Here is a 17780-nt window from a genome sequence, read left to right as displayed (position 1 = left end):
TTAAATAAAGGGGTGGTTGTTGAGTGGCGAAGTATTTATTTCGACTGGGATCATGGTCCGCGAAGAATAGTATAAAAGTCCTTGTAGGTGGTTTAGTTGTTTTATTATTACTTGTTGGTATAGCAATATCTTTAGGACCCTCATTTAGTTCAGAGATGTCAATACCTGGTTTAAAGTCAGAAGATGCCATGAAATTATTGAGTACTGAATTTCCGGCGCCTGCTGAGGAAGGTGGTCAGATTCAACTCGTGTTTAAAGCTCCGGACAAGGCGAATCTTACAACTGAACCGGAAAAACAATTTATTCAAAAGTATTTGAAGGAGATTGCTAGCGATTCTGAAGTAAAAGGGATTTCTGATCCTTATGAAAGTATGACGTTAAGTCCTGGGAATAACATAGGATATGCGATAATTACGTACATGCAACCGGATGTTTCTGACGAATCCAAAAACGCTCTAATCCACATTACAGAATCTATGCGTAATGAAGGATGGCAAGCTGAGCTAACAGGATCGGGATATGCAAGTTTGATAACAACTAGCGCCGGAGTTAGTCCTACCGAAACCATAGGTGTTCTTGTTGCCTTTATTATTTTGTCAATTACATTCGCTTCTTTTCTAACCGGCATTTTCCCTATCATAACCGCACTGGTAAGCCTATTGATAGGGATAATGTGTATATTAATTAGTTCAAATGTGATGGACATGTCATTAAACTCTATATCGGTAGCAGTAATGTTAGGGTTAGCTGTAGGAATTGATTATGCTATGCTTATGATTTCTCGATTCCGCCAACAACTCGGAGAAGGGTATGATGTGGAAACGTCAGCTGCAATCTCAAATGCTACGGCTGGAACCTCTGTTGTATTCGCGGGAATTACTGTCGTTATTGGTCTGGGAGGTCTTGCTGTAGCTAGAATCCCCTTTATAACAACAATGGGTATTGCAAGTGCATTTAGTGTTATAGCAGCCGTTTTAGTTGCAATTATAATAATGCCGGCAATATTCGGGGTCTTAGGTGAACGGTTTAGTTATAACAAGCAGAATAGGTTTTTAAAATTATTTAGTAGGTCTTCCAAGAAAAAAGGTTCGGAAAGCCGATGGGGGAGATTTGTTACTAAACGCCCTTGGTTAATTGTTATTTTTGGGGTTTCCTTCTTGTGTGTGCTGGCAATACCTTTTTTCCATATGAACCTGGGTATCCCGGATGATGCACAAAAGTCTACATCAAAAACAGAACGCCGTGCTTACGATCTTATCGCGGAAGGTTTTGGTGCGGGTTATAATAGCACAATAGTTATTTTGGCTAAAAGTAATGACGAAAACATATTGAATGCTTCCATTGAGCAGTTAACTGAGGAATTAAAAAGTGTTCCGGAAGTAAAAAGTATCACTCCTGCTATTCCGGGAAGTTCAGGGGAAGTAAAGATGATTCGTGTTACCCCTAATACAGGTCCAAATGATATTGAAACTAAAGAGCTGGTTCATCTTATCCGTGATAAAGCATCTACATTAGAAAATGATGGACAGGTGCAATTATTCGAGACAGGAAGTACCATTGTTAACATTGATATTTCAGAACACTTGAATGCGGCAATCGTCAAATTTGCAATAGTAGTTGTTGGGCTTGCGTTCCTATTACTAATGCTCTTATTCCGGTCATTGTTAATCCCTATTAAAGCAGTCCTGGGTTTTGTTCTATCATTAGTGGCAACATTTGGTTTCCTTGTATTCGTAATACAAGATGGTCACATGGGGAGCATCTTCGGCTTTCATGCAACTGGACCCATACTAAACTTCCTGCCTATTATGGTAGTTGGTGTTCTATTCGGTCTTGCCATGGATTACGAGGTATTCTTGGTCAGTAGAATGCGTGAAGAATACAAACATACTGGTGATGCCCGCCGTGCTGTTCTTGCCGGAATTAAAGGCAGCGGAGCTGTAGTAACGGCAGCAGGATTAATTATGATCTCTGTATTTGCCGGATTCATTCTGGCTGAAGAATCAATGGTCAAGTCCATGGGATTTGCTCTTGCTTTCGGAATCCTGTTTGATGCATTTGTTGTACGCTTAATGCTTGTTCCGGCTATTATGACTATTCTAGGAAAATCAGCTTGGTATCTTCCTAAATGGCTTGACCGTATCCTTCCGAATGTAGACATAGAGGGTGAGGCGATCATGAAGGAGTTGTCTGAGAAAAAGGGATCTGACAAAATAACCAACTCTTTGTGGGATTAGTCTCCCATTGACCATGACGAAAATAAAGCAAAAGCACTCGACTCGAAAGAGGTGGGTGCTTTTGCTTTTTATAAACTAATAAGTCGTCAAACCGTCATTCGAAAAGTCGTTATATCGTTAGAGAATGATGAAAACTTCCCCTATGCTTAACCCTAAGGAAAGTAAATATATAGGTCGTAATGGAGGTGGGTGCTTAAGATGACTATGCGACTGCACGATATACGAATGAGTTGGACTGCATGAAGCCGCCTAAGTCTATAGGATTTGAAATCAAGGTGTTGGCCAACTTAATCAAACGGAAATTAGACGATGGCTCATTAGATGATGGGGAGGAGAGCTTGACCGGCATGCAAGGTTGGATCATTGGTTACTTAAAAGCCAATCGGAATCGTGCTGTGTTTCAGCGGGATATTGAGAAGGATTTTAATGTCCGGCGTGCAACGGTGACTGGAATGCTGCAGTTAATGGAACGAAACGGACTTATTATTCGTGAACCGGTGATACATGATGCCAGGCTTAAGAAGCTGACCCTGACTTTGAAAGCCGATAGAATGCACGAACGGGTCGTTAAGAGATTTGAGGAATTCGAGAACCATTTGCGCAGTGGATTGAGTGAAGAAGAGATAGTTGTATTTATTGAACTTGCTGAAAAGTTAAAGAGGAATCTGAACTAGTGATTGCCATGCCTATATTGTTAGGAGCCTGACAGTAAGGGCAAGAACAACTTGTATCTGTCCGAGAAGGAAGGTGGAGTGGTATGAAGCTTATCTTACGTTATCTAAGACCTTTTGCCTTTATATTGGCAGTTAGTCTGGCCTTTCTGCTGATTCAGGTATTCTGTGATTTAGGTCAGCCGAGATTAATGAGTGAAATGGTCGATATCGGCATTCAATCGGGAGGGATTGAGTCTGGAGCACCTGAGGCGATCAGTGCCGAGGGAATTGAACTGTTGAATATCTTTCTAGACGAGCAGGACGGAGCAATCCTTGCGGATGGATATTCTTTAGTTTTGGCTGGAACGAACAAGGAAATCTCAGCACGTTACCCTACTGAAGATAAGCAGGATATCTTGATTCGGGATGACCCGCACTCAGAGGACGTAGACCGGGCCTACACCCGCGCAGTTCATGCACTTGTGCTTTCATTAGAGAAGTCTGAGTCTAATGACGGAAATCTGAAACTGGAGCAATTGTACTCCATGCTGCCGTTCTTAGCAGAACGTAAAGCTTCTGGTGAGTTGACCTCCTTCATCAGCTCGGCAGCAACAGATAATTCCTTGGTCAGTTCTCGAATTGGAGTAACGTTCACCCGCCTTTTCTATAACGAACTTGGTGTTGATCTGAAGCAGTTCCAGCGGGCTTACATGATTGAAATTGGAATGAAAATGTTAGGGGTATCATTACTCGGGGGGCTCGCAGCAATTATGGTGGGCTGGTTTGGATCCAGGATCGGTACGTCGGTCGCGATGCAGCTGCGCAGAGACATCTTCGAGAAAGTCACCCGGTTCCCAAAAGTAGAGTATGAACAGTTTTCACCCGCATCGCTCATTACTCGAACCACTAACGATGTGCAGCAGATTCAGCAGTTGATCTTGACGGGACTACGTTTATTGCTCTTTGCGCCTATTATGGGCATCGGAGGTATCATTCTAGCTATTCGCAGTAGCTTGTCAATGAGCTGGATTATCGCAGTATCGGTCATTTCAATCTTTGGTATTGTCTTTGTCTTATTTTCCTTATCAATGCCGAAGTTTAAGACGCTGCAGAAATTAATCGATAAGCTGAATTTGATCACCCGAGAAAATTTATCCGGTATGTTAGTCATCCGTGCGTTTGGAAATGAAAAGTACGAAGAGACACGGTTCGAACAAGCCAATAGCAATCTTAAGGTGACAAACCGGTTTGTTCAGCGGACGATGGCATTCATGTTTCCGGCAATGACGTTGGTCATGAACCTTATTATCCTACTAATTATTTGGGTAGGAGCAGGAGCGGTAGCGACTTCCGAACTTCAAATTGGTAACATGATGGCCTTCATGCAGTACGCCACACAAATCATTATGTCTTTCTTACTCATGTCATTGATGTTCATGATGATCCCGCGTGCACTGGCTTCGGCGGAACGGATTCAAGAAGTACTTGACACCGAAGTGAGCATTTCCGATCCCAAACATGCGAAGTCAATTAACGTCGAAGAAGGAGGGAGGGTAGAATTCAAGAACGTTTCCTTCCAGTATAAGAATGCGGAAGAACCGGTTTTGGAAGACATCAGTTTTACGGCATGGCCAGGTCAGATGACGGCCTTCATCGGTACAACTGGTTCAGGTAAATCGACACTAGTGAACCTTATTCCTCGTTTTTATGATGTGACTGATGGCGTAATTACAATAAATGGGATCGATATTCGTGAACATTCACAAGAGGAGCTACACATTAATATAGGCTACGTTCCACAGAAGGGATTTTTATTCTCTGGAGATATTGTTTCAAATGTCCGGTATGGAATGGAGTCTGCAGATGAGTCGGAAATTGAGGAAGCATTGGAAGTAGCTCAAGCGAAAGGATTTGTACAGAATATGCCGGATGGAATAAAGACAACAATTTCTCAGGGAGGAGTTAACGTAAGTGGAGGTCAAAGGCAGCGGCTTGCCATAGCCCGTGCACTGATTAAGAAAGCGCCTATTTATATTTTCGACGATAGCTTCTCAGCACTAGATCTGAAGACAGATGCGGCTCTCCGAAGAGCGCTTAGACCTTTCACTTATACTGCGACTGTCTTGGTAGTTGCACAACGTGTAAGCACGATTAAGCATGCAGAGCAAATTATCATGCTGGATAAGGGGAGGATCGTTGGTAAAGGAACACATCCAGAATTGCTTAAATCCTGTGCTTCTTATCGGGAAATTGCAGAATCCCAGCTGGAGAAGGAGGCATTGGCATGAGCAAAGCCGGATTAAACCCACCCTCCGCCCAAAACTTCAAGGCTGGGATGAAGACACTGTTAACTTACCTGGCACCATTTCGCTGGAGGATTACTACCGTGGCTTTCCTTGTCGTAGGCGCTACACTATTTAACATTGTCGGACCAAAAATACTTGCTAAGGCGACGGATGAACTTGTGACGGGCATTTCATCGAATATGCAAGAGGTTTCCAGTACAATCGATTTTCACTTTATCGGTAGAATCGTGCTTTCGTTAGCGTGTTTGTATGTACTTGGGGCCTTATTTAGCTATTTTCGGGGAAACTTGATGGCTGATCTTGCAACTAAGATTTCGTATAATCTCCGTAACGCAGTCATGACCAAGATCAATCGTATGCCTCTTGGATATTTTCAGCGTAATAGTCAAGGAGATATCTTGTCCAGAATGACGAATGATGTGGATACTATGGAACAAACTCTCAGTCAAAGTATCACCCAATTGCTCACTTCCATGGCTACGGTCATCGGAGTTGTGGTGATGATGCTGACAATTAACTGGCAACTGACGCTAATCACTGTTGTGACAGTGCCCGTCTCGCTGTTTTTCGTTATGCTTCTTGTTCGGGTGTCACAAAAGCATTTTCGGCATCAACAAGAGTTTCTCGGGCGTGTCAACGGACATGTAGAGGAGACGTACAGCGGCCACATGATTATGAAAGCTTTTAACGGCGAGAAGAAAGCACTGAAGCAATTCGATGCGGAGAATATAAAGCTTGCTGGATATGCGAAAAAAGCTGAGTTCTACTCCAGTTTAATGATGCCAATTACGATGATCATAAGTAATCTCGGATATGTCTTGATTTGCATCGCTGGTGGGTCGATGGCTGTTAACGGAAAAGTGAGCATTGGCGATATTCAGGCCTTTATTCAATACGTGAGGAATTTTTCCCAGCCAATCATGCAGTTGGCGAATTTATCAAGCCAACTCCAACGGCTGGTTGCCGCTTCAGAGCGCGTGTTTGATTTTTTGAATCAGGAAGAAGAAGAAGAGGAAGAAGCCTTTATACCCGTGGATGAAGTAATGATTCAGGGTAATATCCAATTCGAGCACGTAAAGTTTGGCTATGAGAAGGGGAAGCCGATTATTAAAAACTTTTCACTGGATGTTAAGCCGGGACAGCGCATTGCGATTGTTGGCCCGACGGGAGCAGGGAAAACAACAATCGTCAAGTTACTGATGCGATTCTACGAGCTGGACGACGGGAGGATTCTTATTGACGGGAATGATCTGGCTGAATTCAGACGGAAGGATATCCGCGGCAAGTTTGGCATGGTCTTGCAGGATACATGGCTGTTCAATGGTATAATTATGGATAATATCCGTTATGGAAACTTAAACGCATCGAATGAAGCAGTTATTGAGGCCGCCAAGGAAGCTCAGGTCGATCATTTTGTAAGGACTCTGCCTGAAGGTTATCTGATGGAATTAAACGAGGAGACGAGCAACGTATCACAAGGCCAGAAGCAATTACTTACGATAGCAAGGGTCATTCTGGCTGATCCGAGAGTGCTCATTATGGATGAGGCGACCAGTTCTGTGGACACAAGAACGGAAGTTTTGATTCAAAAGGCGATGGATAAACTTATGGAAGGCCGGACCAGCTTTATTATTGCACACCGGTTGTCCACAATTCGGAATGCTGATATGATCCTTTGCATGGATCAAGGTGACATCGTTGAACAAGGCACGCATGATGAATTGCTGAGGAAGGGCGGGTTCTATGCGAACCTGTATAATAGCCAGTTTGATCAACCGGAGATGATCGCGGATTATCTCTAAAAGAATTTGAGGTGCTGTACATGGAGAAGTTAAACGAAATCACTGACGCTTATGCCCTAAGAAAAGGAAACGATTCTCTATCGTATTTGCTCAGCTGCATTCGCAAGGGAAATAGCAGCCAGATTGAGACTGAGCTTAACGATCCGGAGTATCTCCAATTTACTGAAATGATCTTTAGACATGAGTACTCTTTTGCCTATATGATCATCCAGTTCCTGTGGCCCCAAATCGTCCGCGCTGCTGTAGAAGGCGGAATGCCGGAAATGGCCGCATCGGGGTTGTACAGGAGCTATATTGATAAAGCTAGGCGGAGTAAATCAGTTCGGGTACTGTTAGAAATGCATAAGCAAATCTTTCTCGAGTATTCGTATAAGGTTGCACAGTCGGCCGTTGATTCGTATTACTCACCACTTGTTCGCAAATGCCGTTCGTTCGTAAGGGGGAATCTGTATGGGCGTCTCTCTATAGGTGAAATTGCCCGAGAGCTTCATTGCAGTCGAAGCCATTTAGCCCATGTATATAAGAGTGAGACAGGGGAGACGCTGACCGCCCGTATCCGTCTTGAGAAGATATTCGAGGCCAAGCTGCTTCTAGAGCACTCTTCATTCCCGCTTTCCAACATTGCTCAGAAGCTGGGCTATAGTTCGCAAAGCCATTTTGCCGATACCTTCCGCAAGGTAACAGGGATGACACCTGGCCAATTTCGTAATCAAGCTGAAGTAGAAAGCTAGAATAAAAAAAGCACAAATTTGATATAATTTGCATGATGTTTGTATCCTCCCATATTCTGTGCTGTTATGTTTATAACTGATCGCTAAAGAATATGGAGGTGCTGTATTTATGAAAGCAGCAATTTATCGAGGTGTTCGTGATGTGGTTATTCAAGAGATTCCGGACCCGATTTTAGGCGAGAAGGATGTCATTATTCAGAATTTAGTCTCCGGCATTTGTGGTTCGGATATCGCTGCCTACACTCATGGCGGGGATAAAGTGCTTATTTATCCCAATAGCGAATTCGGACATGAAATGATCAGTGAAGTGATTGCAGCGGGACAAGATGTAAAGGATTTCAAAGTCGGCGATCGAGTGTATCCTTATCCGACCTTCGCTAAAGGAGACATGATGCGTGCGGCTACCATTGGAGGATTCTCCGAGAAAGTTCTTATTCCAAATGTTCTGCTGAATCATAGCTTATATAAAGTACCTGACAAGATATCCAATACAACCGCAGCTATGATCGAACCATTTACAGTCGGTTTTTATGGTGCAAAGCGAGCTAATCCTGAGCCTGGCCAGACGGCTGTTGTGTTCGGTTCAGGTATCATTGGGGTTGCTGCTGCCTTTGGGTTAAGGTCGAGGGGAGTGGAGAAGATCTTAATCGTAGATATCAGCGATTTTAGACTTGATTTATTGAAACAATTCGATTTTGAGGTTTGCAACTCCATGAAGGAAGACCTTGGAGCCAAATTGGCTAATGTTTTCGGTGTGGAATCCGAACTATTCGGCGACAAGATAAACGTAGATATTTTTATTGATGCAGTCGGTGTAGAACAAATTCCGCAGCAGTTCCAGCAATACGGTAAGATGGGCGCGAAGATGGTTGTGATCGGGATCCACCATACACCGCGAGTAATCGATCTTCAAAAAATTACGATGCATTGCCAATCGATCATCGGAAGTGCGGGTTATGAAGACGTAGATTACGTACTGAATTTCATGAAAAAAACTACTTATAATCTGGAGAATCTTGTAACTTCAGAGCACTCATTAGACGAATTCGAATTGGCGATTGCTGCTGCAGGTAACAGTAAGAACGGATTAAAAGCCGTTATAAAATATTAAGAGGTGTCACAAATGAGATTCAAAGATAAAGTCGTTATTATTACTGGAGCCGCTGCAGGTTTAGGGAGACAAAATGCAATCCGTTTTGCTAAAGCAGGAGCAAAGATAGCAATTTGTGATATTCAAGAAGAAAAATTAAAGGAAACAGTAAAGCTGTGCGAAGCAAAAGATACAGATGTAATAGCAACAATTACCAACTTAAAGGAACAAGAACAAATGAAGGAATTTGTTCAGGAAATTAAACAGAAATTCGGCCATGTGGATGTACTAATTAATGGGGCAACTTCTTCCAATTATATGGTGCCTTTTCTAGAACAAACAATTGAAGATTTAGACCATTCTTTAAGAACCCAACTCTATGCAACCTGGTCGATGATGCAACTGTGTTTTCCTTTAATGCAGGAAAAGGGCGGCTCAATCATTAATTTCATAAGCAATGCAGTGCAAGGTTTAGATGGATATGCATCGTATACTGCAGCTAAAGGAGCTGTCGGGGCACTAACTCGAACTGTCGCTATCGAGTGGGGGAGATATAATATTCGCGTGAACAATGTAAGTCCTATAGCGATAACTGATACGGTAATAAATGACTCTCCGAAAGAACTTTATGATGTAATTATGACTCAAGTTGCGAAATCCAGTCCGTTTAAAAGAGTTGGAATACCAGAAGATGATGTTGTCCCGGTTATTTTATTTCTGGCTTCAGAAGATAGCAGATGGATCACTGGGCAAGATATACGTGTTGAAGGCGGCGTAGATATTCACTGGTAGACTATGAGTTATAGATTGTTTTTTAGTATTGAGTTGAAAATATAGATTCTCTTAAGCCATTGCCGATCCAGGCGTGGCTTTTTTAATATCCTATGGAGCAAATTAGTCGCTAAAACGTCAATGAGAAAGTCGTGAGAGTGTTAGTGAGGATTTGAAATTCTCTTTATCATAAGTAACAGAATTAAGTGAAGGGAGAAGGGAAATGAAGAGACTGAACATTGATCGGGCATGGGAATTTGTAAACGGTAAACCGTCTCAAATACCTGGATATAGTATTTCTCAGGCCAGTATCGTAAATTTACCCCATGATTTTATGATCGGGACAGATACCTTTAAGGATGCCCCTGCTGGATCGTTAAGCGGTTATTATGACGGAGGAGTTGGTACCTACACGAAGATGTTGGATATTCCGGAAGAGTATGCCGGGAAGCGGGTTTTAGTGGAGTTCGATGGATCGTACATGAACACGGCTGTATCATTGAACGGGCATCTCGTCACCAGGCATCATTACGGATACACACCCTTCCATGCCGACCTCACTCCCTATATAAAGCCGGGAAAGCCGAACCGCCTATCCGTAACCGTTAACAATGGGGCGCAGCCGAATGCAAGATGGTACACCGGCTCCGGTCTTTACCGCCATGTAGACCTGCTTTGTGCTCCACAGGTTCATATTGCACCATGGGGGATTTATGCCTATACGTCACATATTGTAAACGGCACAGCCTTCATTGTTGTAGAAGTGTCGGTAGAGAATCATACGGGCAAAAGTGAGCATGTATGGGTGGATGTCCAAATAGAAAAAGAGTCAGGAAGAACCGACGCGGGTCACGGCAGGATCAAGATATATCTCCCAGCAGGCGAAACAGTCACCGGACGGGTGCATATTTCAATTGAGAATGCTGAGCTATGGGATATCATTTCACCAAATTTATACCGGATTACCGCTAATTTGTCTGGTAAAGACATTGTACTAGATGAGGATAGTACTCTATTCGGTATTCGTACCATTTCCGTAGACGTCAAAAATGGATTTATGCTGAACGGTCGAACTGTCAAACTTAAGGGCGGCTGTGTTCACCATGACAACGGGATTCTTGGTGCCGCATCTTATTATGACAGTGAGTTCCGCAAGATGAAGCTGCACAAAGACAATGGCTATAATGCGATTCGCTGTGCACATAATCCTCCATCGAGAGATATGCTGGAAGCTTGTGACAGGTTAGGATTGCTCGTTATTAATGAAGCATTCGATGTCTGGACCATGGAGAAGAACATCCATGATTACAGCCAATATTTCGAATTGGATTGGAAGGAGGATATGAGAGCCTTTATTTACCGTGATCGGAATCATCCCTGTATCATTATGTGGGCTACCGGCAATGAGGTCCCTGAGCGAGGAGGCATGTCTGACGGCTATGCATGGGCTGCCAAGCTTGCGGCATGGGTGCGAGAGTTAGATTCGACACGTCCGGTTACCAATTCGTTGTGCTCCTTTTTCAGCGGACTTGATGACGAAGACACGGAGAAATTTTATCAAAGTTTAAAGAGTACATCTGAAAGTAATGGTGGACTTCAAAATCTGGATTCGGAATTCGGCCGAAGTGTCTGGGGCGACTATACTGAGGCTTTCTGTGCCCCCCTCGATGTCGTTGGTTATAACTACTTGAATTACCAATACGAAGATTCCATTATGAGATATCCTAACCGGATCATCTACAGTTCTGAAAGCAAACCGCTGGATATGGCCGAATATTGGCATGACGTTGAACGCTTCTCCCATGTTATTGGCGATTTTAATTGGACGAGTTATGACTACATCGGTGAAGCGGGTCTAGGCAAGCAGCTCTATCTTAAGTCTGATGAGGTGGGACAAGCAAGTATGCTGATCCATATCTCCCCGTATCCTTGGCGTCTTGCCTTTGACGCAGACTTCGATCTATGTGGCTTTGAGCGCCCACAACTCGCTTACCGCAGAATTGTATGGGGATCTGAAGAGACGTTTATTGCCTCCCATAATCCGGAGAACTATGGCAAAACGGAGATTCTGGCGCGTTGGGGATGGCCGGAGTGTGAAAATACGTGGTGCTGGTCTGGTTATGAAAAGAAGCCAGTACGGGTCGAGGTCTATTCGGCAGCAGACGAAGTGGAGTTGATCTTGAACGGCAAGAGTCAAGGTAGAAAGCCAGCCGGTAGGGAGAATCGTTATTCTGCTCAGTTTGAGCTTGTTTATGAGCCGGGATTATTGAAAGCAGTAAGTTATAAAGCCGGTAAGAAAATATCTTCTGACTCGCTCATAACTGGCGGGGAGCCTTCAGATATTCGGATTACGCTGGATAAGAAGGAGCTGGCAGCAGATGGGCAAGCGCTGGTTCATGCAGTTGTAGAAATTATCGATGCCAAAGGCCAAACGGTACCAAATGCTGAAGTCAAGGTGTTGGCCAAAGTGGAAGGTGCAGCTTCATTAGTAGCATTCGGTACCGGTAGGCCGCAGACGGCCGAGAACTATACAAAGGGTGAATTCACATCATATAAAGGCAGGCTGCTTGCAATTGTACGCGCAGGTTATGAATCAGGAAATGCCCTTCTTACAGTGTGTATTCCTGGACTGGGAACCGCCACTTCCAATATTCCGGTTGTCCAGTTAAAGTCGTAAAACTGTCATTGAATTAGTCGTCAAACTGTTAGTTGGGCGGAAGTACATCCTATAGGATAAGGATGTAGCATACATGAAAACAAATAGGAAGGGGATCGGATATGAAACCAGCCGCAACAGCCGCGGCAGTACAAGCCGGGCCAAAAGTGAAGAAAACAAAGATTAATTACAGGAAACATGCTCCGTTACTTATTATGATGATTCCGGGCCTACTGTACTTGCTCGTTAACAACTATCTCCCAATGTTCGGGATTGTCATCGCTTTCAAGGATATCAATTTCGCCAAGGGTATCCTTAACAGTGATTGGGTTGGATTAAACAATTTCGTATATTTGTTCAAAACGTCGGACGCTTTTATCATTACAAGGAACACGATCCTGTATAACCTTGTGTTTATCTTCCTTGGTACGACACTGGCCATTGCCTGTGCAATCTTGTTAAACGAGCTTAAGAATAAAGTAATGCTCAAGTCGATCCAAGCGATCATCACCATGCCGCATTTGATCTCTATGGTCATTGTAAGTTATCTCGTATACGCATTGTTTAGCGCAGAAACAGGATTTATGAACCATACAGTGCTGCCATGGTTTGGTATGGAGGATGGAATTATGTGGTATAGCGAGGCGAAGTACTGGCCTGTTATCTTGACCTTGGTTCATTTCTGGAAGAGCATCGGTTATTCCAGTATCGTCTTCTTCGCTTCGCTTATCGGCATAGATGAGGAGTATTATGAAGCAGCAAGACTGGATGGCGCGAGTCGTTGGAAGCAGATTACTAATATCACCCTGCCGATCATGATGCCGGTCATCATCTTGATGACACTACTCAGCATCGGACGAATATTCTACTCCGACTTCGGTTTGTTCTACCAGGTCCCAATGGCTTCCGGAGCATTGTTCGAAACAACGGAGACGATTGATACGTACGTCTTTAAAGGACTCATGGGTTCGGGTGATCTGGGCATGTCCACGGCAGCAGGGGTCTATCAGTCTATTGTCGGATTTGTTCTTGTCATTTTCGCCAACTATACAGTACGTCGATATAGCAAAGATAATGCATTGTTCTAAGGAGGAAGCATCATGAAGTCGGATGGCAGATTTCTTGGCTTGTTAAGTATTATAATTATGGTATTGTTCGCTGCTGCATGTATCATTCCGTTTGTTCTGCTAATTTCGGGCTCGTTAACGGATCAGAATGCGATCGTAGCACATGGTTATTCTTTTATTCCATATACGTTTAGTACAGACGCTTACGTTTATTTATATGATAGAGGGTCCGATATATTGCGGGCATATGGTGTAACGGTGTTCGTAACAGTAGTCGGAACTGTCGTCGGTGTGACTATTACGACACTTATTGCTTACCCGCTATCCCGAAGAGAAACACCACACCGAGGATTAATTACATTTCTTATTTTCTTCACGATGTTGTTTAACGGTGGCCTTGTACCCAGCTACCTCATTTATACGCAGTTATTCGAAATGAAGAATACCATTTGGGCACTGATTTTACCGGGAATACTTACGAACGGCTATTATATGATGATGATGCGAACATTCTTCCAGTCGACTGTTCCACCAGCCTTAATCGAATCAGCACAATTGGACGGGGCAAGTGAGTACCGGACCTTATGGTCTATCGTGCTTCCGATTTCAACTCCCATCCTGGCTGCAATTGGAATGTTCATTGCAATCTTCTACTGGAACGATTGGCAAAATGGTATGATTTACATTACAAATCCGGCACTCTTTAGTATCCAAAACTTATTAAACCGGATTATGCAGGATATTCAGTTCATTACAACGAACATGTCTTCCAATTCAAGCGAAGCGATGTCGCAGATGCCAACCGATTCTGTAAAGATGGCGATGGCAGTTATAGGTGCACTACCGATTCTAGTAGCATATCCATTCTTCCAGAAATACTTCATAAAGGGTATCGTCATCGGTGCTGTTAAAGGATAAACTAGGAAAGAGTTAAATGATTAGGTGTCCAACAGGCTGCAACTCTATAATATGGGTTGTGGCATTTGGACTTTCTTTACTTGTATGTATTGTTGAAACCCTGTCGAAGGAGCCCTGTCATGACTAATCGCAAATGGCTGTTCGGACGAAGCGCTTTGCGTCGCAAGTTAATACAAAGCGTGTTGCTGATGACCGTTCCTCTGATTGGAATGCTATTATACAATAACTTCTATGCTATCCATGTAGTTCGAGGGCAAGTCGCTGATTCATACAGTAATTTGCTGGGGCTGTACATGAATCAGATTGATAGCAGTTTGAATGACGCTGATGCTTACATGAATACGGTAGGAGGCTCAGGTTATGACTTGACTTCCCTGGGACGGGCCTCAACGGACACGGAGTATTATAGCGCCAAGGTGTATATGTTCAACAAGCTTTCAAGCGATATTTTACTATATGATTCGATAGACAGTTTCTTCGTTTATGAACCCAAACGATTGGATTTTATGATAGTCCCCAAAAGCAACAAATCGTATGAAGAGATTGAGAATAGCACGGATTATATTGTGAATTGGATTCAAGAGGGCACTTACTCAACGGGTACGGCTACTACTGGATGGCAACATCATAAAATTGGGCATGAACATTATCTGATTGAATTTGTTCAATATGGAAATGTTTATCTAGGAGCTTGGGTAAAGACCGAACAGTTGCTCAGGCCGCTGAAATCTCTTCAGATTGGTGCGGGTGGCGAAGTGTTGCTTGCGAATGCGGAGGGGGAGCCAATTGCGACAACGGGTATTGTTAGTGATCGAGGGATAGAATTAAAACAAAGTATGAATAACTATTATCTTTCCGGTACAAAAGAGAAATTCCTTGTGGTAGGTACGCCATCGAAGAGAGGGGCGTTTAGTTTAATAGCTTTTATTCCAGATCAGGATATCTTAGCTAATCTTCCATATCTGCAGTGGGTTATTTGGATGATTACCGCTGCTGGATTGCTTTTTGTTCCATTGGGGCTATACGCGATAAGACAGTCAATTTTGGTTCCATTAACCCGGTTAATGCGAGTAATGAAGAAAGTCCGCACCGGAGACTGGAGCCAACGTGTGGAACTGCGGGAAACGTCAGAGGAGTTCCAAGTGCTCGGCGAATCGTTTAACGCTATGATGACGGAAATCGATACTCTTCGTGTAAATGTATTCGAAGAGCAGCTAAATAAGCAAAGGGAAGAGCTGCAGCGCCTACAAATGCAGGTGAATCCTCACTTCTTCTTAAACTCATTAAATATTGTGTACAATCTTGCCAAAGTCAAAAACTACAAGCTAATCATGCAAATGACATTAGCACTGATTCAATACTTTCGGTTTTTGTTCCGGAGTAATACCTCTTTCGTGAAGCTCAAAGATGAGCTTGAACATACGCGGAATTACATGGACATTCAGATGTTGCGCTTCCCAGGACGATTATCTTGGCGCCTTGATACACCGGACTATTTATCAGATGTCCCAATTCCCCCGCTTGTTATTCAGTCTTTTGTCGAAAATTCAATCAAGCATGCGATGACAATGGAAAAAACTATTCATGTTGCCGTAAGCATCAGATTTGCCGATGATGAAAGCGGTTCTCACCTGAAGATCCGAATCGAGGATTCAGGTCAGGGGTTTGATAATGAGGTGCTTAAGGAACTGCAAGCGGGCCGAAGCGTCGAGAATCAACTGGGCGAACGTACGGGAATCTGGAATGTCCAAAGGAGATTAAAACTGTTGTATAGTGAGCCCCTTTCCATTCACTTCTTTAACGATAATGGATCGGGCGGTGCAGTAGTGGAAATGATTATACCGACCCGCCCGGAAAGGGGGAAGCCAGATGAACAATCAAATGCTTATTGTTGATGACGAAATTCATGCTATTGAAGGCGTTAAAGCTGATTTGGATCTTACAAAGCTTGGGATTATTAAGTTGTTCACAGCTTATAGCATGCGGCAAGCTCAGGCTGTATTCGGGCAGGAGATCATCGATATCATGCTGTGCGATATTGAAATGCCGCAAGGCAGCGGCCTCGAACTAGCGGCCTGGGTAAGGGAACATCATCCGGAGACAGTGATAATCTTTCTGACTAGTCATGCTGATTTTAAATATGCAAAAGAAGCGCTGAAGCTGGGAAGTCTTGATTATTTGCTTAAACCCGTACTTACAACCGATTTGGAGAAGGCAATCGTAAGTGCGCAAAATGTACTCGACCAGTATAACGAAAAAAATCGCCATGTCGTCTCTCATCAATTGTGGACGAAGCATCATGCCTATATCATCGAGCGGTTTTGGCAGGATCTTATCAATCATTCGACACCACGTACCCCTCAAGCGGTACGTGAGCAGGTAGAGCTTCATAATATTCCGATTACGATAGAATCTGTTTTCATACCGGTGTTATGTTCCATCCAACGATGGAATAAGACATTAAAACGAAGAGACGAAAAAATACTGGAATATGCTTTAAGGAATACCGCTGAAGAGATGATTATCGGGAGTCACTCTAACGGTATTTGTTTTCAACTGGATCGGGGGATGCTGCTCATTATCCTTGAACACAACAGAAACGCAGATGTGTGTGATGTTCAATTTAAAGAAGCATGCAGCCGGTATATTTATTCCTGTAATCAGTATTTTTACTGCGACCTATCTTGTTATTTAGGTAATCCTGTAGAAGCTCATGAAATAGCGGATATGGTAATGGAATTGAGAAATCGGGATCGTAATAATGTTGCAACGGTCAATAAACTTTTCACAGAAACTGAGGCCATTCAGATCGGTCATATAGTCACACTTCCGGAGCTAAGACACATTGCTTTGCTAATGAAGACGGGAACGAAAGAAGCCGTTTTTAGCGAGGTGGAAAAAATTCTTAGTACTCTCATTTTGAAGCAAGAGATGAATGCGGAAGTACTCCATCAATTTCATCAAAACTTCATGCAGCTGCTGTACTCATACCTTAATGTCAGAGGTGTTCAGGCCTACAAATTGTTTGGAGACGATCAATCCAAGGAATTATCCCAAAGGGTAGGACGTTCGGTCACTGATATGCTGGAGTGGGTGCGTCATGTTGTCGGCAAAGCTATGAAACAAGCAGATGTGGTCAGAGAGACAGAGACAGTTCTTGAAACCGTTAAACGTTATATTGTACTTAATTTGGAACAAGATTTGCCTCGTGAACAGGTGGCTGAGCAGGTGTTCTTAAACCCCGATTATTTATCAAGAATGTTTAAGAAGGAAATTGGTTATTCGATTTCAGATTATATTCTTATGGAACGAATCAATTATGCGAAGACATTACTGTCACAGACGAACATATCAATTAGTTCAATTGCTACATCTGTTGGTTATACGAACTTTTCTCATTTTGCCAAAATATTTAAAAAAATCGCAGGGATTGGTCCAACCGAATATAGAACTCAGCACAGAAATGGAGAATAGGCCAATAAGAGGTTTCTGGCTTTAAAAACAACAGACGAGGGAAGAGCTATAAGCAAACATGTAGTTCAGCTTGAT

The 17780-nt window shown here is 43.2% G+C and carries 12 protein-coding genes; all 12 read left to right on the top strand.

The window, feature by feature from the left end; translation table 11 throughout:
- Window positions 1-23 precede the first annotated feature (23 nt).
- Window positions 24-2237 (top strand): MMPL family transporter, encoded by a 2214-nt coding sequence (locus NSQ91_RS23800; RefSeq protein ID WP_076191985.1) that lies wholly within the window; start codon window positions 24-26, stop codon window positions 2235-2237.
- A gap of 239 nt (window positions 2238-2476) precedes the next feature.
- The gene (locus NSQ91_RS23795) at window positions 2477-2911 is read left to right on the top strand and encodes a MarR family winged helix-turn-helix transcriptional regulator (RefSeq protein ID WP_076191982.1); all 435 of its coding nucleotides are present in this window, start codon (window positions 2477-2479) and stop codon (window positions 2909-2911) included.
- 83 nt (window positions 2912-2994) lie between these two features.
- Window positions 2995-5178 carry an ABC transporter ATP-binding protein gene (locus tag NSQ91_RS23790; protein ID WP_076304625.1) on the top strand — a complete coding sequence of 728 codons (2184 nt, stop codon included), beginning with the start codon at window positions 2995-2997 and terminating at the stop codon, window positions 5176-5178.
- Window positions 5175-6998, top strand: a complete 1824-nt coding sequence (locus NSQ91_RS23785) for an ABC transporter ATP-binding protein (RefSeq protein WP_340920163.1) — start codon at window positions 5175-5177, stop codon at window positions 6996-6998. Before NSQ91_RS23790 ends, NSQ91_RS23785 begins: the two co-directional genes overlap by 4 nt.
- Window positions 6999-7018: 20 nt before the next feature.
- Window positions 7019-7729 (top strand): helix-turn-helix transcriptional regulator, encoded by a 711-nt coding sequence (locus NSQ91_RS23780; protein WP_076191976.1) that lies wholly within the window; start codon window positions 7019-7021, stop codon window positions 7727-7729.
- Window positions 7730-7838: 109 nt separating this feature from the next.
- Entirely contained in the window at window positions 7839-8840 is a 1002-nt protein-coding gene (locus tag NSQ91_RS23775; RefSeq protein ID WP_076191974.1) for a zinc-dependent alcohol dehydrogenase, read from the top strand.
- Window positions 8841-8852: 12 nt separating this feature from the next.
- The gene (locus NSQ91_RS23770; RefSeq protein ID WP_076191971.1) at window positions 8853-9611 is read left to right on the top strand and encodes an SDR family NAD(P)-dependent oxidoreductase; all 759 of its coding nucleotides are present in this window, start codon (window positions 8853-8855) and stop codon (window positions 9609-9611) included.
- A gap of 202 nt (window positions 9612-9813) precedes the next feature.
- Window positions 9814-12267 (top strand): glycoside hydrolase family 2 TIM barrel-domain containing protein, encoded by a 2454-nt coding sequence (locus NSQ91_RS23765; protein ID WP_076191969.1) that lies wholly within the window; start codon window positions 9814-9816, stop codon window positions 12265-12267.
- A gap of 101 nt (window positions 12268-12368) precedes the next feature.
- Entirely contained in the window at window positions 12369-13334 is a 966-nt protein-coding gene (locus NSQ91_RS23760) for an ABC transporter permease (RefSeq protein ID WP_076191966.1), read from the top strand.
- A gap of 12 nt (window positions 13335-13346) precedes the next feature.
- Complete coding sequence (locus NSQ91_RS23755) at window positions 13347-14231, top strand: carbohydrate ABC transporter permease (protein WP_076191963.1); 885 nt, start codon at window positions 13347-13349, stop codon at window positions 14229-14231.
- A gap of 119 nt (window positions 14232-14350) precedes the next feature.
- Complete coding sequence (locus tag NSQ91_RS23750; RefSeq protein WP_076304622.1) at window positions 14351-16126, top strand: sensor histidine kinase; 1776 nt, start codon at window positions 14351-14353, stop codon at window positions 16124-16126.
- Window positions 16101-17705 carry a response regulator transcription factor gene (locus NSQ91_RS23745; protein WP_076304621.1) on the top strand — a complete coding sequence of 535 codons (1605 nt, stop codon included), beginning with the start codon at window positions 16101-16103 and terminating at the stop codon, window positions 17703-17705. Before NSQ91_RS23750 ends, NSQ91_RS23745 begins: the two co-directional genes overlap by 26 nt.
- Window positions 17706-17780 lie beyond the last annotated feature (75 nt).

The organism is Paenibacillus sp. FSL R7-0048 (assembly GCF_038004505.1).
In the GTDB taxonomy this organism is placed as follows: domain Bacteria; phylum Bacillota; class Bacilli; order Paenibacillales; family Paenibacillaceae; genus Paenibacillus_AQ; species Paenibacillus_AQ odorifer.
The sequence above is the reverse complement of the archived record's forward strand: the minus strand, read 5'-3'. Positions and strand labels throughout refer to the sequence as shown.

Coding starts and splice junctions, on each gene's coding strand:
- NSQ91_RS23795 (WP_076191982.1), top strand. CDS start 2,477: ATGAAGCCGCCTAAGTCTATAGGATTTGAAATCAAGGTGTTGGCCAAC.
- NSQ91_RS23790 (WP_076304625.1), top strand. CDS start 2,995: ATGAAGCTTATCTTACGTTATCTAAGACCTTTTGCCTTTATATTGGCA.
- NSQ91_RS23785 (WP_340920163.1), top strand. CDS start 5,175: ATGAGCAAAGCCGGATTAAACCCACCCTCCGCCCAAAACTTCAAGGCT.
- NSQ91_RS23780 (WP_076191976.1), top strand. CDS start 7,019: ATGGAGAAGTTAAACGAAATCACTGACGCTTATGCCCTAAGAAAAGGA.
- NSQ91_RS23775 (WP_076191974.1), top strand. CDS start 7,839: ATGAAAGCAGCAATTTATCGAGGTGTTCGTGATGTGGTTATTCAAGAG.
- NSQ91_RS23770 (WP_076191971.1), top strand. CDS start 8,853: ATGAGATTCAAAGATAAAGTCGTTATTATTACTGGAGCCGCTGCAGGT.
- NSQ91_RS23765 (WP_076191969.1), top strand. CDS start 9,814: ATGAAGAGACTGAACATTGATCGGGCATGGGAATTTGTAAACGGTAAA.
- NSQ91_RS23760 (WP_076191966.1), top strand. CDS start 12,369: ATGAAACCAGCCGCAACAGCCGCGGCAGTACAAGCCGGGCCAAAAGTG.
- NSQ91_RS23755 (WP_076191963.1), top strand. CDS start 13,347: ATGAAGTCGGATGGCAGATTTCTTGGCTTGTTAAGTATTATAATTATG.
- NSQ91_RS23750 (WP_076304622.1), top strand. CDS start 14,351: ATGACTAATCGCAAATGGCTGTTCGGACGAAGCGCTTTGCGTCGCAAG.
- NSQ91_RS23745 (WP_076304621.1), top strand. CDS start 16,101: ATGAACAATCAAATGCTTATTGTTGATGACGAAATTCATGCTATTGAA.